Annotated in this window: 16 protein-coding genes; 10 read left to right on the top strand and 6 right to left on the bottom strand. The window is 44.2% G+C overall.

Translation table 11 applies throughout. The features are described 5' to 3' along the window. Nucleotides 1-48 precede the first annotated feature (48 nt). From DN53_RS14650 to tsaB, 4 genes are read left to right on the top strand one after another with little or no spacing between them, the layout of a single operon-like run. Nucleotides 49-1,248 carry an ABC transporter permease gene (locus tag DN53_RS14650; protein WP_242502160.1) on the top strand — a complete coding sequence of 400 codons (1,200 nt, stop codon included), beginning with the start codon at nt 49-51 and terminating at the stop codon, nt 1,246-1,248. 34 nt (nt 1,249-1,282) lie between these two features. Further along, nucleotides 1,283-2,395: an efflux RND transporter periplasmic adaptor subunit gene (locus DN53_RS14645; RefSeq protein ID WP_129655413.1), complete on the top strand. Its 1,113-nt coding sequence runs from the start codon at nt 1,283-1,285 to the stop codon at nt 2,393-2,395. A 37-nt stretch (nt 2,396-2,432) separates the two neighbouring features. Further along, nucleotides 2,433-3,782, top strand: coding sequence for a TolC family protein (locus tag DN53_RS14640; RefSeq protein ID WP_129655411.1), 1,350 nt, complete (start codon nt 2,433-2,435; stop codon nt 3,780-3,782). A 16-nt stretch (nt 3,783-3,798) separates the two neighbouring features. Continuing rightward, nucleotides 3,799-4,476 (top strand): tRNA (adenosine(37)-N6)-threonylcarbamoyltransferase complex dimerization subunit type 1 TsaB, encoded by a 678-nt coding sequence (gene tsaB / locus DN53_RS14635; RefSeq protein WP_129655409.1) that lies wholly within the window; start codon nt 3,799-3,801, stop codon nt 4,474-4,476. Here the strand turns inward: tsaB and DN53_RS14630 are convergent. The 4 genes from DN53_RS14630 to DN53_RS14615 all read right to left on the bottom strand — a co-directional run bounded on the left by DN53_RS14630 (nt 4,473) and on the right by DN53_RS14615 (nt 8,714). Next, on the bottom strand, nt 4,473-5,294 hold the full coding sequence (locus tag DN53_RS14630; RefSeq protein ID WP_129655408.1) for a mechanosensitive ion channel family protein: 822 nt from the start codon (nt 5,292-5,294) through the stop codon (nt 4,473-4,475). The genes tsaB and DN53_RS14630 overlap by 4 nt on opposite strands. Nucleotides 5,295-5,371: 77 nt before the next feature. Further along, nucleotides 5,372-7,486: a thioredoxin domain-containing protein gene (locus DN53_RS14625; protein WP_129655406.1), complete on the bottom strand. Its 2,115-nt coding sequence runs from the start codon at nt 7,484-7,486 to the stop codon at nt 5,372-5,374. A 60-nt stretch (nt 7,487-7,546) separates the two neighbouring features. Then, on the bottom strand, nt 7,547-7,747 hold the full coding sequence (locus tag DN53_RS14620) for a dodecin family protein (protein WP_129655404.1): 201 nt from the start codon (nt 7,745-7,747) through the stop codon (nt 7,547-7,549). Nucleotides 7,748-7,817: 70 nt separating this feature from the next. Continuing rightward, nucleotides 7,818-8,714: a NifU family protein gene (locus tag DN53_RS14615; RefSeq protein WP_129655402.1), complete on the bottom strand. Its 897-nt coding sequence runs from the start codon at nt 8,712-8,714 to the stop codon at nt 7,818-7,820. A 129-nt stretch (nt 8,715-8,843) separates the two neighbouring features. Between DN53_RS14615 and DN53_RS14610 the strand changes: the two genes are divergently transcribed. Further along, nucleotides 8,844-9,839, top strand: a complete 996-nt coding sequence (locus DN53_RS14610) for a PorP/SprF family type IX secretion system membrane protein (protein ID WP_129655400.1) — start codon at nt 8,844-8,846, stop codon at nt 9,837-9,839. A gap of 50 nt (nt 9,840-9,889) precedes the next feature. Here DN53_RS14610 and DN53_RS14605 read toward each other — a convergent pair whose 3' ends face one another. Next, the gene (locus DN53_RS14605; protein WP_129655398.1) at nt 9,890-11,059 is read right to left on the bottom strand and encodes a VWA domain-containing protein; all 1,170 of its coding nucleotides are present in this window, start codon (nt 11,057-11,059) and stop codon (nt 9,890-9,892) included. Nucleotides 11,060-11,226: 167 nt separating this feature from the next. Further along, nucleotides 11,227-11,715: a hypothetical protein gene (locus DN53_RS14600; RefSeq protein WP_129655396.1), complete on the bottom strand. Its 489-nt coding sequence runs from the start codon at nt 11,713-11,715 to the stop codon at nt 11,227-11,229. Between the two features lie 74 nt (nt 11,716-11,789). On the opposite strand from DN53_RS14600, the gene DN53_RS14595 reads away from it, so the two are divergent. The 5 genes from DN53_RS14595 to DN53_RS18010 all read left to right on the top strand — a co-directional run. After that, on the top strand, nt 11,790-13,745 hold the full coding sequence (locus tag DN53_RS14595) for a tetratricopeptide repeat-containing sensor histidine kinase (protein ID WP_165357447.1): 1,956 nt from the start codon (nt 11,790-11,792) through the stop codon (nt 13,743-13,745). After that, the gene (locus tag DN53_RS14590; RefSeq protein ID WP_129655394.1) at nt 13,745-14,476 is read left to right on the top strand and encodes a LytR/AlgR family response regulator transcription factor; all 732 of its coding nucleotides are present in this window, start codon (nt 13,745-13,747) and stop codon (nt 14,474-14,476) included. Before DN53_RS14595 ends, DN53_RS14590 begins: the two co-directional genes overlap by 1 nt. 435 nt (nt 14,477-14,911) lie before the next feature. Beyond that, the gene (locus DN53_RS14585; protein ID WP_129655392.1) at nt 14,912-15,421 is read left to right on the top strand and encodes a gamma carbonic anhydrase family protein; all 510 of its coding nucleotides are present in this window, start codon (nt 14,912-14,914) and stop codon (nt 15,419-15,421) included. Nucleotides 15,422-15,498: 77 nt separating this feature from the next. Further along, nucleotides 15,499-16,380 (top strand): ACP S-malonyltransferase, encoded by an 882-nt coding sequence (fabD, locus tag DN53_RS14580; RefSeq protein ID WP_129655390.1) that lies wholly within the window; start codon nt 15,499-15,501, stop codon nt 16,378-16,380. Between the two features lie 156 nt (nt 16,381-16,536). Continuing rightward, on the top strand, nt 16,537-16,749 hold a 213-nt coding region (locus tag DN53_RS18010), incomplete at its 3' end, for a hypothetical protein (protein ID WP_207211128.1).

Here is a 16,749-nt window from a genome sequence, read left to right as displayed (position 1 = left end):
TTTGATAGAGACTTGTGGATAGAGATTTTTCATACGCTGGGCAAGAATATGTTCAGGACCTTCCTCACCATGTTGGGGGTCATCTTTGCCATGGTCATTTTGGTGCTGTTATTGGGTTCTGCCAATGGGATGAGCAATGGATTCAACAAGATATTTGCAGGAACCGCTTCCAATAGCCTCTTTGTTTGGGGGCAATCCACATCAGAACCCTATAAAGGATTTGAAAGAGGTAGAAGGATCCGGTACAAGATAGAAGATGCCGATATCTTAAAAAAACAGATTCCAGAAATTGAAGTGTTGGCCCCACGTATCGAATTGGGTAGCCATAGGAGTGTGGTCACGGTATATAGAAACGGACAAACCAGTGGTTCAGCGGTTTATGGGGATTACCCAGAGATTGACGAAATCACCAAAAAGAAATTGGTGGAAGGTAGGTTCCTGAACCAAACCGATATTGAACACTCCAAAAAGGTTTGTGTCATTGGAGAGGAAACCTACAAGCTATTGTTTGATAAGGGAGAAAAAGCCATTGGACAGGATATCCGTATCAACGGGGTGTACTTTTCGGTGGTCGGGATATACAAGCCCAACAACAACATCAATATCGATGGGGAGAATGCCGTGTTCATTCCCTTTACCACCTTTCAAAAAGCATTTAACTCTGGAGACCGTATGGGGTGGATGGCCATAGCCGTAGACCCAAAGACTCCGGTGCCATTGGTAGAAAAACAGATCAAGGATATTCTCAAGCATAAGTACGACATCCATCCAGATGATGATCGGGCCATAGGTAGTTTTGATATGTCCGAGATATTCAACAACATCACCAGTTTTACCATGGTGCTCCAAGGCTTCTCCTTTTTTGTTGGGATTTTTACGCTGTTGGCCGGTGTCATTGCCATCAGTAATATCCTGCTGATTACGGTGAAGGAGCGTACCAAGGAGATTGGAGTACGAAGGGCCTTGGGGGCCACACCTAAAATAGTAAAACGTCAAATTGTGGTGGAGGCCATTGTGTTGACAGCTTTTGCCGGACTGGTTGGATTTGCCATTTCCGTTGGGATATTGGCCATCATGAATTCCATGTGGGGCAGTGGGGACGATTTTCCCTTTGCCAATCCCATGATCAGCATACCGCAGTTTGTCATATCGTTTGTCTTAATGGTGGGCTTGAGTGTACTCATTGGACTGTTGCCGGCAAACAGGGCGGTCAAGGTAAGACCCATAGAAGCATTAAGGGAAGAATAATCAATACAAATAATAACGAATCAAATTAGTCATAATGAACAAATATGTAAAGTACGGATTGATTGGGGTTGTGGTCATAGGTATTTTGGCCGCTACCGTATACTTTCTCAAACAAAACAGTACACCGGCCGAGCTCTACAAAACCGAGACCGTGGAGCGGAAGGATATTGTCAACAAGGTGATTGTTACCGGAAAGGTCATTCCAGAGGATGAAATCAACATTAAACCCCAAATATCAGGAATCATAGATAAGATTATTTTGGAAGAAGGGGTCAAGGTCAATGCTGGGGATCTTATTGCGGTAATCAAAGTGGTTCCCAATGAACAATCCTTGAACCAAGCGGCAGGAAGGGTCCGTACTGCAGAGCTGTCATTGAACAATGCCAAGATCGAGTATGATAGGAACAAAGTGTTGTTTGATAAAGGCGTGATTTCCAGTCAGGATTTCAACAACCTAAAGTTGACCTTTGACCAAGCCACGCAGGAATTGCAAAATGCCCGTGCCGATTACCAAATCATCAAAAAAGGGTCGTCCGGAGGGTCTGCCAGTGCCAACACCAATATTAGGGCCACAGTATCCGGAACCATTTTGGAGATACCGGTGAAGGAAGGTGATCAGGTGATCCAGAGTAACAATTTTAATGACGGGACCACCATTGCCACGATTGCGGATATGTCCAAAATGATCTTTGAAGGCGAGGTGGATGAGGCTGAAGTTGGGAAATTACACGTGGGAATGCCCTTGGATATCAGCTTGGGTGCCCTTGAAACGGAAAAATTTTCGGCAAAATTGAAGTTCATTGCTCCAAAGGGAGTAGAGGAAGAAGGGGCCGTACAGTTTAAGATTGAAGGCGATTTGGCCCTTACCGATAGCACCACTTATGTGAGAGCCGGGTATAGTGCCAATGCTTCCATTGTCTTGGAGGAGAAAAAGGATGTATTGGCCATCAAGGAAGCTTTGCTGCAGTTTGATAAGGAAACCGAAAAACCTTACGTAGAGATCGAAGTGGGTGAGAATGAGTTTGAGCGTAAGGATTTGGAATTGGGTGTCAGTGACGGCATCGATGTGGAAGTGGTTTCGGGGCTTGAGGAAAATGCCAAGGTCAAGATCTGGAACAAGCTCGAAAAGAAAAGTGATGCAGAATAAAAAAGTCACCTTTTCCAAGAACAAAATCAAAAAAAGAATGAGAAATATCATAACAGCCATAGTGCTCCTTTTTGCCATGTCCCTCTCCCAGGCACAGGTTCGTAAATGGACCTTGTTGGAGTGTGTGCAATATGCCATGGAACACAATCTGACCGTTGAACAATTTGAATTGGATCTTGAGAATGCCAAAATAGACAAGTCGGATGCCTTGGGAAATATGCTGCCTGATTTAAATGGGTCAACATCCGTATCCAGCAATACCGGGTTTTCCATTAACCCTACCAATAACTTGCCTACCAATAGCACGGCGTTCAACGTGAATGCCGGTATAAGCTCCAATATTACCTTATTTGATGGATTGCGCAATATGCGGCAGCTCAATAGGGCCAAGCTTAACGCCATCGCCAATCAATACCGGTTGGATAATCTTAAGGATGATATTCGGCTGAATGTGGCCAATGCCTATTTACAGGTACTGTCCAACAAAGAGCAATTAAAAACCTTTAAGGCCCAATATGCGGTAACCGAGCAAGATTTGAAACGTACCAAGGAACTTGTGGAATCTGGAGTGGTGCCCAAAGGTGATCTTTTGGAAATTGAGGCCACGGCGGCAAGTCAGGAACAGCAGATTGTGAACGGGGAGAGCATGGTACTCATCTCTAGGGTAAATCTTGCGCAATTGCTTCAAATCACCGATTATGAAAATTTTGATATCGCCGAGGAAGAGTTCGACGTGCCTCCTTCCGATATCCTTAGCAATTCTCCCAAGGTGATTTTTGACAAGGCGGTAAGCTTTAGAAGCGATATCAAGTTCTCGGAATCCTCTGTGGATTTGGCAGAAGAGGATTTAAAAATAGCCAAGGGAGCCTACTATCCTAGTTTAACCGCATTTTTTCAATATGGATCAAGGTATTCGGATGTAACCCAAATTCCTGATGGAAATGGAGGGGTATATACCCCGAACTTCACCGATCAGTTGTGGATATTCGATGGTATCTCTTACGGAGCGCAGTTGAGTGTCCCCATTTTTAATGGGTGGAGAACCAAGAACAGCGTAAAGCGCTCAGAAATCAGTTTACAAAAGGCCAAGTTGCAATTGGAACAGGACAAGTTGGATTTGGAGACTACCGTGCAACAAGCTTATGTGGATGTGGGTACTTTTGAAAAGGCCTATGAGGCCGCCCTGAAAACCTTGGAAGCACGCAGATTGGCCTATGAATATGCCAAAGAACGCTATAATGTTGGGTTAATGAATGCCTTTGATTTCAGTCAGGCACAGGCCCGGGTGGACAATGCGGAGGCCGAAGTGATCCGCACCAAATACGATTATATCTTTAGATTGAAAATTTTGGAGTTCTACTTTGGTTTGCCCATTTCCTTAAACTAGTATCTTTGTGGCCGCTATGGCCAGAATACTCAATTTAGAAACCGCGACCACCAATTGCTCTGTGAGCATCTCCGATGGAGATACTGTTGTTTTCCTTAAGGAAAACAATGCCATGGAATACTCCCATTCAGAACAATTGCACATTTTTATCAAGGAAGCCTTGCAAGGGGCTTCTTTGTCTTTTTCAGACTTGGATGCCGTATCGGTGAGCAAGGGCCCAGGTTCGTATACGGGACTCCGCATAGGCGTATCCGCAGCAAAGGGACTTTGTTTTTCATTGGACCTTCCGTTGATTTCCATTCCTACCTTGGAAAGTATGGCACATCAAGTCACCCTAAAGGGTGATGGACTGATCATTCCGGTATTGGATGCCCGTAGGATGGAGGTATATTCGGCCGTATTTGATGCAGACCATCAAGAAATCCGAGAAACCAAGGCCGAAATCATCACCGAAGACTCATTTAGGGAATATACGGCCCATAAAGAAGTGCATATTGTGGGCAGCGGTGCCCAAAAATGCAAGGACCTCCTTCAGCATCCCAACTTTCAGTTTGACGTTTCGGTAACACCTTCCGCAAAGGAAATGGCGCAATTGGCCCATAAAAAATATGAAGCGGGACGCTTTGAGGATGTCGCCTATTTTGAACCCTATTATCTAAAAGACTTCGTTCTACAAGGAAAAAAGAAAGCTTAATCGGCTTGGTGCACCACCCGTTGTGGGAAAGGAATTTCAATCCCAGCGGCATCAAAGCGAAGCTTGGCTTCTTCGATCACATAAAAATGGGCGGGCCAAAACATATCGGTATTGGCCCAAAAACGTAGGGTCAGGTTTACGGAACTGTCGCCCAAGGCCCCTACATAAACTTCGGGGGCAGGCTCGGAGAGGATATTGGGATTGTCCGCACAGATTTTCAACAGAATGTCTTTGGCTTCCTTGATATTGGACCCATATCCAATTCCCACATCAAACTTGTCCCTACGGGTATTTTCCATATTGTAGTTCACAATATTGCCATTGGACAGTTGTCCATTCGGAATTATGGCGATTTGATTGCCAAATGTGCTGAGTTTGGTATTGAAAATGCTTATTTCCTTTACGGTTCCATCCACACCTTGGGCGGAAATCCAGTCCCCGACCTTGAAAGGCTTAAAGATCAAAAGAAGTACCCCGCCGGCAAAATTGGCCAAAGACCCTTGCAGGGCCAAACCTATGGCAAGACCTGCGGCACCGATCATGGCCACCAAGGAAGATGTCTTAACACCGAGTTGGGTAACCACCAAGACAAACAGCAATACTTTTAGGGCAATGCTGATAAAGCTTTGCAAAAAGGATTCCAAGGTCTCATCGTAATCTTTCCTTTGGAAAAATCTACGTACCATCTTATTGATGAAACGGATGATCCATAATCCCACGAAAAATATAACGATGGCCAGAATGAGATTGGGCAACATGCTCAAGGTCCATTCCCAGGCGTGATCTATGTAGTCTTGATAATTTTTGAATTCTTCCATATGCTTTTTTTGGTTTGGGGCAAACTAAATAATATTCTGTGAAATCGAAAAAAATGCGATGTAAACAAATGTTAATCCTATTGGAATGACTGTATTTGTTGCATGACCCCTTCCGAAGTAGTGACTGGCAACTTACAGGTGCCTTCAATGCAGACATAGGCGAGGGTTTCTCCATCCACATGCCTGTTTTTGAGGAGTTCCAAATTTCCGTCCTGTTTGGAACCTACCAAAATACTGTTGGGCAGGTACTGTGCACCGACCTCTTTGCCCAATGCTTTGTAATTATCACCTACCAAGGCAATCTCATAGAAATTCTGATTCTCGTAGAGGATTACATGCAACCAATTGGCAAAACCTTGGGCACTGCGATCAAAATCCTTTTGTACATTTTTTACCATCTGGCGGGCAATGTCGCCATAATCTTCCTTGGTATACAGCTTGTGGAACTTGACAAGGTTCTTGGCCATAATGGAATTGGAGGCAGAGATGACATTGTCATTGGTTTCAATGCTCCTGCGGATCAAGGAATGGTCTTCATCCGAAGTGAAAAAGAACATCCCGGACATTTCATCCCTAAAATGTTGTTTGGTATAATCCAGTAGTTTTTTGGAATGGTTCAGCCACGCATCATCAAAGGTTGCCTCGTACAATGCTAAATACGCTTCAATCACTGAGGCGTAGTCTTCCAAAAAGGCATTGATATTGCTTTTTCCGGCTTTATGGTTCCGGAATAGGGAGTGGTCTTCTTTGATCATTTCCTTTTCCAGAAATCGGGCGTTTTTCAATGCTAGTTCCAAGTAGGCTTCATTGCCTAAATATCGATAGGCATCCACCAATCCTTTCAACATCAACCCATTCCAGGAGGTCAATATCTTGTCGTCCAATCTGGGCTTGGAACGTTTTGCCCTTTCTTTTTTTAGGATTTTAAGGCACTTGGCCATTTTATCCTGTAGTTCCGTGACAGAAATTGTATGGTTTTGGGCAATCGCTTCGTCCCCCTTATCCCGGATAAGGACATAATTTCCTTCTTCCCAAAGGCCATAAGCGTTGATGTTGTAATATTCCTTGAAAATGGGGAAGTCATCCCCCAGCAACTGGGTAAGTTGTTCCTCTGTCCAGACATAATAGGCGCCTTCCTCCAGTTCTCCATGCTCATCCAGGCTATCGGCATCCAAGGAAGAATAAAAGCCTCCATTTTCATCCAAAAGCTCTTCTTGGACAAATCCAATGGTCTCTTCCACGACCTGTTTGTAGAGCTCATTTTTGGTCACGGCATAAGCTTTTGCATATAGGCTGACCAGTTGACCATTGTCGTACAACATCTTCTCAAAATGGGGTACATGCCATTTGGTATCCACGGCATATCTTGAAAAACCTCCTCCCACGTGGTCATAGACCCCACCGTAGGCCATTCGGGTAAGGGTGGTGTTCACCTGTTCCAAGAGCTCCGGTTTGTTCTTTGTGGTGGCGTAGTGCAATAGAAAGTCCCAGTTGTTGGGCATCATGAATTTAGGTGCCCTTTGGTATCCTCCCAAGTTGGGGTCAAAATGCTGCGACCATTGGTTTACGGCAGCGTCCAACTGGTCCAGCGAATATAGGTCGGATTCTGTATCGGTTTCCACCAAATTGATGGCATGGATGCCTCCAGCGAGGTCTGTGGCGTATTGGGTGACCCTAGCCCTATCGTTTTTATAGAGTTGAACAATTTGTTCCAAGGATTTTATCCAATTGTCCTTGGGGAGATAAGTGGCTCCCCAGAACGGTTTTCCATCGGGCAAGGCAACGATGTTCAAGGGCCACCCCCCATTTCCTGATAGCATTTGAATGGCATCCATATAGATTTGGTCCACATCGGGCCTTTCCTCGCGGTCAATTTTAATATTGATGAAGTTTTCGTTCATCATTTGGGCCACTTCCTCATCTTCAAAGCACTCTTTTTCCATGACATGGCACCAATGGCATGCCGCATACCCTATACTGATCAACAAGGGCTTGTCCTCTTTTTGGGCACGTTCCAATACCTCCGGACTCCAAGCTTCCCAATTTACGGGGTTATGGGCGTGCTGCAACAGATAGGGACTGGTTTCATGGATCAGGGCATTGGTGTATTTGTGCGACACTTTATTGGGTTTTTGATTGCAACTGAGGATTAGGGTGGCCAAGGCCAATACAAGGAGAGCTTTCTTTGGCATACGATGTTTTTAAACAAAAAAAGCGCCCATAAGGGCGCGATCAGGTGTTGTGCCCTTGGGTCATTTAACTTCGAACGTAATTTTTACATTGACTCTATAGTCGTCAATTTTTCCATCCTTTACGGTGGCACTTTGTTCATTGATGTAGATGGAACGGATATTCTTTACCGATTTTGAGGCCTGCTCCAACGCGTTTTTGGCCGCGTTTTCCCACCCCTTATCGGAATTAGCCAATACTTCGATTACTTTTAAAACTGCCATGGTCATTGTTTTTGAATTTCATTCAATGTAGCAAATTTTAGGCAGAATCCAGAACAAACGAATCTTAAAATCAGCCATTAAGGGCCACTACCTCATGGATTTTGTCACCCATCATGTTCTTGAGCATGGTCTCAATACCGTTCTTTAGGGTAAAGGTGGATGAGGGGCAACCGCTACAGGCACCTTGTAAGATCACGTTCACGGTTTTGCTTTCCGCCTCATAGGATTGGAACAGAATATTTCCACCATCACTGGCCACGGCAGGTTTTACATATTCCTCCAAAATATCAATGATCTGTTGCGAGGTGTCATCATACTGGGTCTGAGTGGAGGCCTGCTCGGTGGATTCCTTGCTTTTTTGGAGGGCTTCCGCGGAAACCACTTCCTTTCCATCAGCCAAAAAATCCCGGATAAATTCACGCAACTGCATGGTGAGTTCTTCCCATTCGGCCATATCGTATTTTGAAATGGAAACATAGTTTTCATCAAAAAAGACCTCTTTTACAAACGGAAAATGGAAAAGTTCCTGTGCCAATGGCGAATCTTTGGCCTCATCAATGTTCTTGAACTCGTAAACCGCGGGAACAATACGCTTATTGGCCACAAATTTCATCACGGCAGGGTTGGGGGTCACCTCGGCGTACACCGTAATGGGTTCTTTTTTCTGGGTGATATCTTCATGGACAACAGGTTCCCCTGCATTAAGGTATTCCACCAATTGCTGGGCCACTTCGTCCTTTACATCGTTCCATTCCACAATATCAAACCGCTCCAAGGCTATAAAGTTTCCGGAAATGTAAACGGTCTTGATGAACGGAAGATAGAAGAGTTGCTGGGCCAAGGGGGAATTCTTGGCCTCATCTATATTTTTATATTCATAATTGCCCTTGGCCAAAAAATGATTGGCTTCCAATTTTATGATTTTTGGATTGTTCGTGGCAACAACGGTAATGTTATATTCTTTCATGGCGAATCTTTGTGCAAAAATACCAATAGTTGGAATGCGCAGCAAAATATTATAATAATGTATCCAGCAAATCGTTATCTAAATGTTTAATTGCAGTTACAACGCAACCATTATAGCCCCAAACGTCACATGAGACGCTACATAACCTCAACGATAGTAACCCTGTTTTTTGGACTATTTGCCAAGGCGCAGGAAGGAATCCCGGTTTACTTCGATTATTTGTCGGACAACTACTATTTGGTATATCCCTCCATGGCCGGAATTGCCGAAGGGACCAAAGTACGTCTAACGGCCCGTAAGCAATGGTTCAGTGTGGACGAGGCACCCAATTTACAGACCTTGAGCATCAACTCCAGGGTAGGGGAGCGCAGTGGTATTGGCGGTATTCTTTTTAATGACTCCAATGGATACCATTCCCAAACCGGATTTAAGGCCACATATGCCCATCATTTGCAATTGGCGGGTGATTTCAGGACCCTCAACCAATTATCTTTTGGACTTAGTGCCGGGGTGATACTGAGTAGTTTGGATGAAACTGAATTCCGGTCGGTATTCCCGGACCCGGTGATCACAGGGGTGAAGAATACGACCAGTTACTTTAATGTGGACTTGGGGGCATCGTACAATTTTCTTGAATTTTATGCCCATGCCGCTATCTTGAATGTTTTGGGAAGCGGTCGGGATCTATACAGTGCTGCCGAATTTGACAATTTGAGGCGGTATCTGTTCTCCGTGGGATATGTTTTTGGCAGAACGACTCGAATTGAGCCTTCCATTTTGTTCCAAATGACCGATTTTACCAAGGAAAAAACTGTAGATCTCAATGCCAAAGTGTATAGGGATGTGAGTTTTGGGACGGTCTGGGGTGGTTTATCGTACAGAAGGAGCTTTGATGGGGCACAGTATCAGTCCAATGGCGGTTTTGCGGAGCAACGTTTACAGTTGTTCACGCCCATTATTGGGGTGAATGTGAACAATTTCATGTTCTCCTACAATTATTCCTACCAATCTGGGGATATCCGTTTTGATAATGGAGGCTTTCACCAGATTACCTTGGGATACGATTTTGGACAGAGCGACCAGGGCAAGCGATATGATTGCTATTGTCCCGCAGCCAATAACTAAAATGGCCCACCGCTCTCGGTGGACCACTTTCACAGTTGTTCAACAAATAGTTAGTCCCACTTGTAATTTTTCTTTGCCGCTTGGGTCTTAATGGCGGACAAAAGTGCATTTTCCAGTTCGCCGGTTTCCTCCTTTTGGTTTTGGGCAATATAGGCCTCGCGCTTGGCATTGAGTTCTTGAATCTGTTTTTGGACCGCCTGGCGTTCTTCCTTTTTTTCTTTGATGTAGGTGTTGATCTCACTTTCCGATTTTCCTTGAAGCTCTTCGGGGAGGTCTTCAGCATCCAGTTCTGAAAGTACCACTTCTTCGTCTTCCACGGCATCGACCAAATCCCATTTGGAGTTATTGTAAAGCCTTGAACTCTTGCTTACGGACCGCTTCACGGCAACCGCGGCCTCCATTTCGGCAGCATTGCTGTCCTGCATGGATTGCATGGCCTTTTTTTGTCTTCCCAAGGCACCATACGAAATGTAGGTGTTGTTCAATTTGGAGTTCAACTTAATGATGATGTCGTCATAAGGAGTGTTTATGTGTACTATCTGTTTGTTGTGGTCAATGGCCATGTATTCGCCCCCGGTAAGGGTGGCCCCACTCTTCCACATGGTGGAAATGCCCTGTTCATAGTTGCCACAGAAAATGGTGTTTACAATAACATCATTCTCCTTGGCATTGGTGGCGGCATCCCTATAATTCAATTTCCCTTGGGTGAAAGGTTCGTTTCCAGCAATAAAGATCATTTTTAGATCATCGGCATTTTTGCCCCAATCCAATTGTTTCAATGAGGTTTGAATGACCTGACCGCAAAATTCCTCACCACCGTTGGTGGTCAATGAAAACAACTTTTCCGAGATTTCATCCAAGTCGGAACTGAAGCCCAAAACCTGTCTGATGTATCCCTCCCGTGCCGATAGATTGTCATTTCCATATTCATATAAGGAGATTTTCAATAAGGGTCGGGAGTCGTTCCCGCACTTGGCATGGGTAAACTCGTTCACAATGTCCCACAATTGCGCCTTGGCCTGGTTGATAAGGCCATCCATGCTATTGCTGGTATCCAAAAGCAGGGCAATCTTTACATATTGTTTGCTTGGTTTTTCGGTAACCGACTTGGTGGTCAGGTCGGTATTCCTAGGTTCCTTCGCCTTCAGGTCGCACCCGTATGACGTTGCTGTAATGAGTAGGCAAAAAGTTATTCCGAATAGATGTTTCAAATGTTTCATGATGCAATGTTTTAAATGATGGGCTAAAAGTACCCGCAACATTTTTCAGGAAAAATCGCAAATGAGGGAAATGGTACTTACAATGAGTGAAGGGTTGCTATAGCTTAGTAAATCTTGAGGAGATTTATAATATCAACTCCAAGATTTCCTGATTGTCAAACTGTGCCTTAATCCAACTGATTTGGGAATTTTTTGATCAGCATATCTAGGAAGAGCAAAATGTTTTTCTTTTGAACCTGAACTTCATCACCCAAAAAACTTATGGTCCATATGTCTTTTCCTTTCCATGGCTCAGGGTCGATAATAAATTCGTCAATTCCTATGCCTTCCTCTTGTAAAATGTAGTCTTTAATTTCTATAACCTCCTTTTCATTAAAGCCAGAATATCGAGCTCTTATGAATAATGCTTTGATATCTTTTATTTCATCATTTAAGTCGGGAATACTTTTACATAATGTATTGAGAAATTCATTCATGATAGATACAATTTTTGACCAGGGATGTTTCAAATATAATGTATTGATGATGTAGTGGTTTGTTGGTGAAGATAAAAAGGCAAATGAGGGAAATGACCTTTGTAATGAGTGAAGGGAGGGGATGGATTGGTAAAACGGTAAAATAGGGCCACTTAAAGTCGTTTTTGCGGTAAAACCCATTTTTTAATACGCTTGGGATGAAGTAAGTTTACATAACAATGATGCGCAGCGTATACATAGTATTCTTTTTTTTGATGGGACTTTATCATGGGATGGGCCAAGATGGTGAGCAACGCTCCAAATCAACTGCCAGGGAGTCCAATGCCAAAAAGGAAAGCCCTATTTCCCGAGTCATGCTGAGCCATCAGCAATACTTGGACTCCGCTAATTTCTATAAGCGAACTGATTTGGAAAAGAGCATTGATTTTATTGCCCGCTCCATAGCACCTCTGGGAAGTCAAGGGAACAAACAAGAATTGTCGGCCTCCTTGTCCACTCTTGGGGAAATCTATATGTTCCACAAACAATACGATCTGGCCATCGCCAATTTTAAGGATGCCCTTTCTGCCCGGGAGACCAGCAAGACCAAACTATTGTTGGGCAAAGCCTATATATTGAATGGTGAATATGAAAATGCGGAATCCACCCTCACCCCATTATTGGAGGTGAAAAATATGGTGCCCTACCAGCGAGTGGAGCTTTATGAAGCCCTTGGCGATAGCTATAAAGGTCTCTCCAACTTTAAAAAAGCCCAGGAGTTTTACAGGGAAGGACTTCAAATTGCGGAAAAAAACCAAGTGTCCCCAAAAGTCATCGACCTGAACTCTAAAATGGCCGATGCCTATGCCGGTCAAGATCGTACCATTGAAGCGGAAGGGTTTTATCGGAATTCCCTGAACCTTTCAAAGAAAGTGGCTCCGGAACGATCCATCCAGGAAAGTGAAAAAGTTGCCGATTTCTACAATCAGAAAAGTCGGTATGATGATGAGATCCAATTGCGCAAAAAAAGCTTGAACGAACTGCAACAATTGCCCCAACAAAAGGCTACGGCGGCTTCAAGTTCTATAATGCCGGGTTCAGATACCATTACCTCCCAACGCATCAATTACAAAATTGCCAATGCCTATATCGCCCAGGATAAGTTGGATGAGGCCATTCCCTATCTGGAACGAAGTATCGTGGAAGCCGATGAGGATGACGATTTGGTAGTGCAAAAGGATGCGACACGGAAACTGTCGGAAGTCTATAAGTACAAAGGGGATTTTACCAGGGCTTTGGAGTCGTATCAAGATTATGTGGCCGTTGTGGACAGTCTGTATATTAAAAAGGAGCAAGAGATTTCCAGGGCGGCCCGGTTCAATCGGGAGATTGCCAACACCCAGAACCGTATTTCCAGTTTGGAGCAGGAACGGGAACTCAGCCAGAGCAAATACAGTCTGGCCGTAACCGAACAGCAGCTCTATGAAGAAACGAGCAAACGGCAAAAGTGGATCATTTATTCCTTGGCTTTTGGGATTTTGCTCATGGCCTTGACGGCATTTTTGTATTATCGGAGCAATAGACAGCAGAAATTGGCCAACAATCTTTTGGCTTTGAAATCGCTACGTACCCAGATGAATCCCCATTTTATCTTCAATGCGCTGAATTCGGTGAACAATTACATCGCCAAGAGCGATGAACGCAGTGCCAATCGGTTTTTAAGTGAGTTTTCGGTATTGATGCGTAGTGTTCTCGAAAATTCGGAAGAAGATTTTATCCCATTGTCCAAGGAACTGGAATTGTTGGAACTGTACGTGAAACTGGAGCATTCCCGTTTCATGGATAAGTTTGATTATGAAATAGAGGTCGATAAAAAAGTGGACGTTGAAGCGTTTCAGATTCCGCCCATGTTGTTGCAACCTTATATAGAGAATGCCATCTGGCACGGATTGCGGTACAAGGAAGATAAGGGGTTTCTGAAAATTGCAGTGCAACAGCTCGGTAACGATCTATTGGAAATCACCATTGTGGATAATGGCATTGGCCGAAAAAAATCCGCGGAATTGAAAACCAATAATCAGAAGAAGCAGAAATCCAAGGGAATGGGCAATATCAAAAAACGTATCCATATCCTAAACGATATGTACAAGAACAAGGTCGATGTTTCCATAACCGACCTCAATGAAGATCAAACCGGCACAAAAGTGTCCCTAAAGCTTAAAAAAGATTGATGGAACTACGCACGATCATAGTGGAGGACGAGGCGAACAGCCGGGAAATCCTTCGGAATTATTTGGCAAAATATTGTTCTGGTGTAAAGCTGATGGGCGAGGCCGCCAATATAGAGGAAGGGTTGGCGCTGATCAAAAAACATGAACCCGATTTGGTGTTCTTGGATGTGGAAATGCCCTTTGGCAATGCTTTTGATCTATTGGAGCAAATCCCTGATCGCACTTTTGAAACCATTTTTGTAACAGCGTACAACCAATACGCCATGGATGCGCTAAATCAGCATGCGGCCTATTATTTAATGAAGCCCATCAATATTGATGAGTTGATCAAAGCGGTGGATTATGTAAGGACGATCAAAGAAAAGGAAGGGGCGTTGGAAGGTCAGGTGCTTCAAGCCAAATCGATGAAGGCGGAAGGGAAGATTACCTTGCCGCAACAGGATGGGTTTCAAGTGCTGGAGGTGGGTGACATTTATTTTTGCAAGGCCGATGACAACTATACGGAAATCTATCTGGAGCATAAAAAAATTGTGGTCAGCAAGACCCTAAAATATTTTGAGGATGCCCTTCAGGCCTATCCTTTCGCGCGTATCCACAAATCCTATTTGGTCAATGTTACCGAAGTGGTCAAATACAAAAAGGGAAAAGGTGGAAGTGTAGTGCTGTCCAATGGTAAGGAACTCTCCGTGTCCGCATCCAAAAAAGCGGAACTTTTATCCTATTTCCAATAAAAGATTATAGAAAAGTCCAAGCCTAAGCATAAAACAGAGTAGGCAAATCGTCATTTCTAAATGAGTCCAGAAGTAATCTGGATGATTGAGAAATCCCAACCAACAGACCTGTAGATTTTTCACTGCTCCTTCGCTGTACGCTCAGGGCAAGGTTCGAAATGACAAAAGGTGTTCGAGAAAATTTGTGCAATCCGTGTCGGAAGCTTAAAAAGATATCTCATAGCACCTTTACTAAACCCGTATGCTCAGTACAGTGTTCGAAATGACAAAGGTATTCGAGAAAATTTGTGCAATTCGTGTCAAAGCGTAGAAGGAGATTCTGGGCTATGGGAAGAAATGCAAATCCTTTAGTGAAGTGTGGAAGGTCACATCGAGCGCAGTCGAGATGTTTTTATCCATGAAAAGAACGTAATTTGTAGGACTAACACAGAAAGAATGATATTGAAATCCGTTAGGGGAAAAACCCCTCAAATTGGAAAGGACTGTTTTATTGCCGAAAATGCCACCATTGTAGGGGAAGTTACCATGGGAGACCAATGTAGTGTTTGGTTCAATGCAGTGGTACGTGGCGATGTGCACTTCATTAAAATGGGGAATAAGGTCAATGTGCAAGATGGGGCCATAATCCATTGTACCTACCAAAAATCCCCGACCACCATTGGCAATAATGTGTCCATAGGACATAATGCCATAGTGCATGGTTGTACCTTAAAAGACAATGTGTTGGTGGGTATGGGCAGTATCATTATGGATGATTGCGTGGTGGAGAGCAATTCCATTATAGCGGCTGGGGCCGTGGTGACCAAAGGAACCCATGTGGAGGAAGGAAGCATTTACGCAGGGATGCCGGCCAAAAAAATCAAGGATATCAGCCCAGAGCTCAGTTCAGGAGAAATAGACCGAATTGCCAACAACTATGTTACGTATTCCAGTTGGTTCAAATAGTTTGTTATTGAAACTCACTTGACATTCAACATTCTAAAATATCCCTATTTTTGTGCCACTCACAATAAAAGAACACTATGAACGCATATATTTTTCCGGGACAGGGCGCACAATTTGTAGGAATGGGGTTGGACCTTTACGAAAACCACTCCACTGCACAGGAACTTTTTGAGAAGGCCAATGGAATTTTAGGGTTTTCCATTACCGATATCATGTTTGAGGGCACTCCCGAGGACCTGAAACAGACCAAGGTGACCCAACCTGCTATTTTCTTGCATTCCGTTATTTTGAGCAAGGTACTTGGAGATAGCTTCAAGCCTGATATGGTGGCAGGGCACTCCTTGGGGGAATTCTCGGCTTTGGTGGCCAATGGCACCCTTACGTTTGAGGATGGTTTGAAATTGGTGTCACAACGAGCCTTGGCCATGCAGAAAGCATGCGAACTAAAACCTAGTACCATGGCAGCCGTATTGGGATTGGAAGACGGGGTCGTGGAGAAAATCTGTGCTGAGGTCGATGGTGTGGTAGTTCCCGCCAACTACAATTGCCCCGGACAATTGGTGATTTCCGGTGAAGTGGATGCGGTAAACGTAGCTTGTGAAAAATTAAAGGAAGCAGGGGCAAGAAGAGCATTGTTGTTGCCCGTTGGAGGGGCGTTCCACTCCCCATTGATGGAACCTGCCAGGGAAGAGTTGGCCGCGGCCATAGAAGGAACACAGTTTGGTACTCCAAGCTGCCCCATATATCAAAATGTGACTACAACAGCGGTGTCCAACGCGGATGAGATCAAGAAAAACCTGATCCTGCAATTGACCGCTCCCGTCAAGTGGACCCAAAGTGTACAGCAAATGGTTCAGGATGGGGCAAAAACCTTTGTGGAAGTAGGCCCTGGAAAGGTATTGCAGGGACTGGTAAAAAAAATAAGTCCAGACGCAGAAACAGCATCCGCAGCGGTGTAAAAACCTGTTTTTTTCAAAGCGGTTGTATTTCAACCAAGAAACATAGATTTAAACCGTAAAGTTGTGGCGTTCTAAGCTTTTTTAGTAATATTGGTATTCCCAAAAACCAACCTAAAAACAAGTAAAAGAACGAAACTGGAACTCATAGAACAGCTGATGCTATCTCTCTGTAAAAAGACCTCATTATTTCCTAGTACTGGCCCAAGTCGGATATACATCCTGTTCTGGGCTTTTCTGTTTTTTGGCTTAAGTGTTGGGTATGGGCAGATTATTTCGATTGACGACCCCGCTCCTGTTGCAGAGGGCAATGCGGGCACTGCGACCCTGACCTTCACGGTGACCCTTGACGTTGCGGACCTTGTGAACGAC

This window comes from Flagellimonas olearia, assembly GCF_004150225.1.
Classification (GTDB): Bacteria; Bacteroidota; Bacteroidia; order Flavobacteriales; family Flavobacteriaceae; genus Flagellimonas; species Flagellimonas olearia.
The sequence above is the reverse complement of the archived record's forward strand: the minus strand, read 5'-3'. Positions and strand labels throughout refer to the sequence as shown.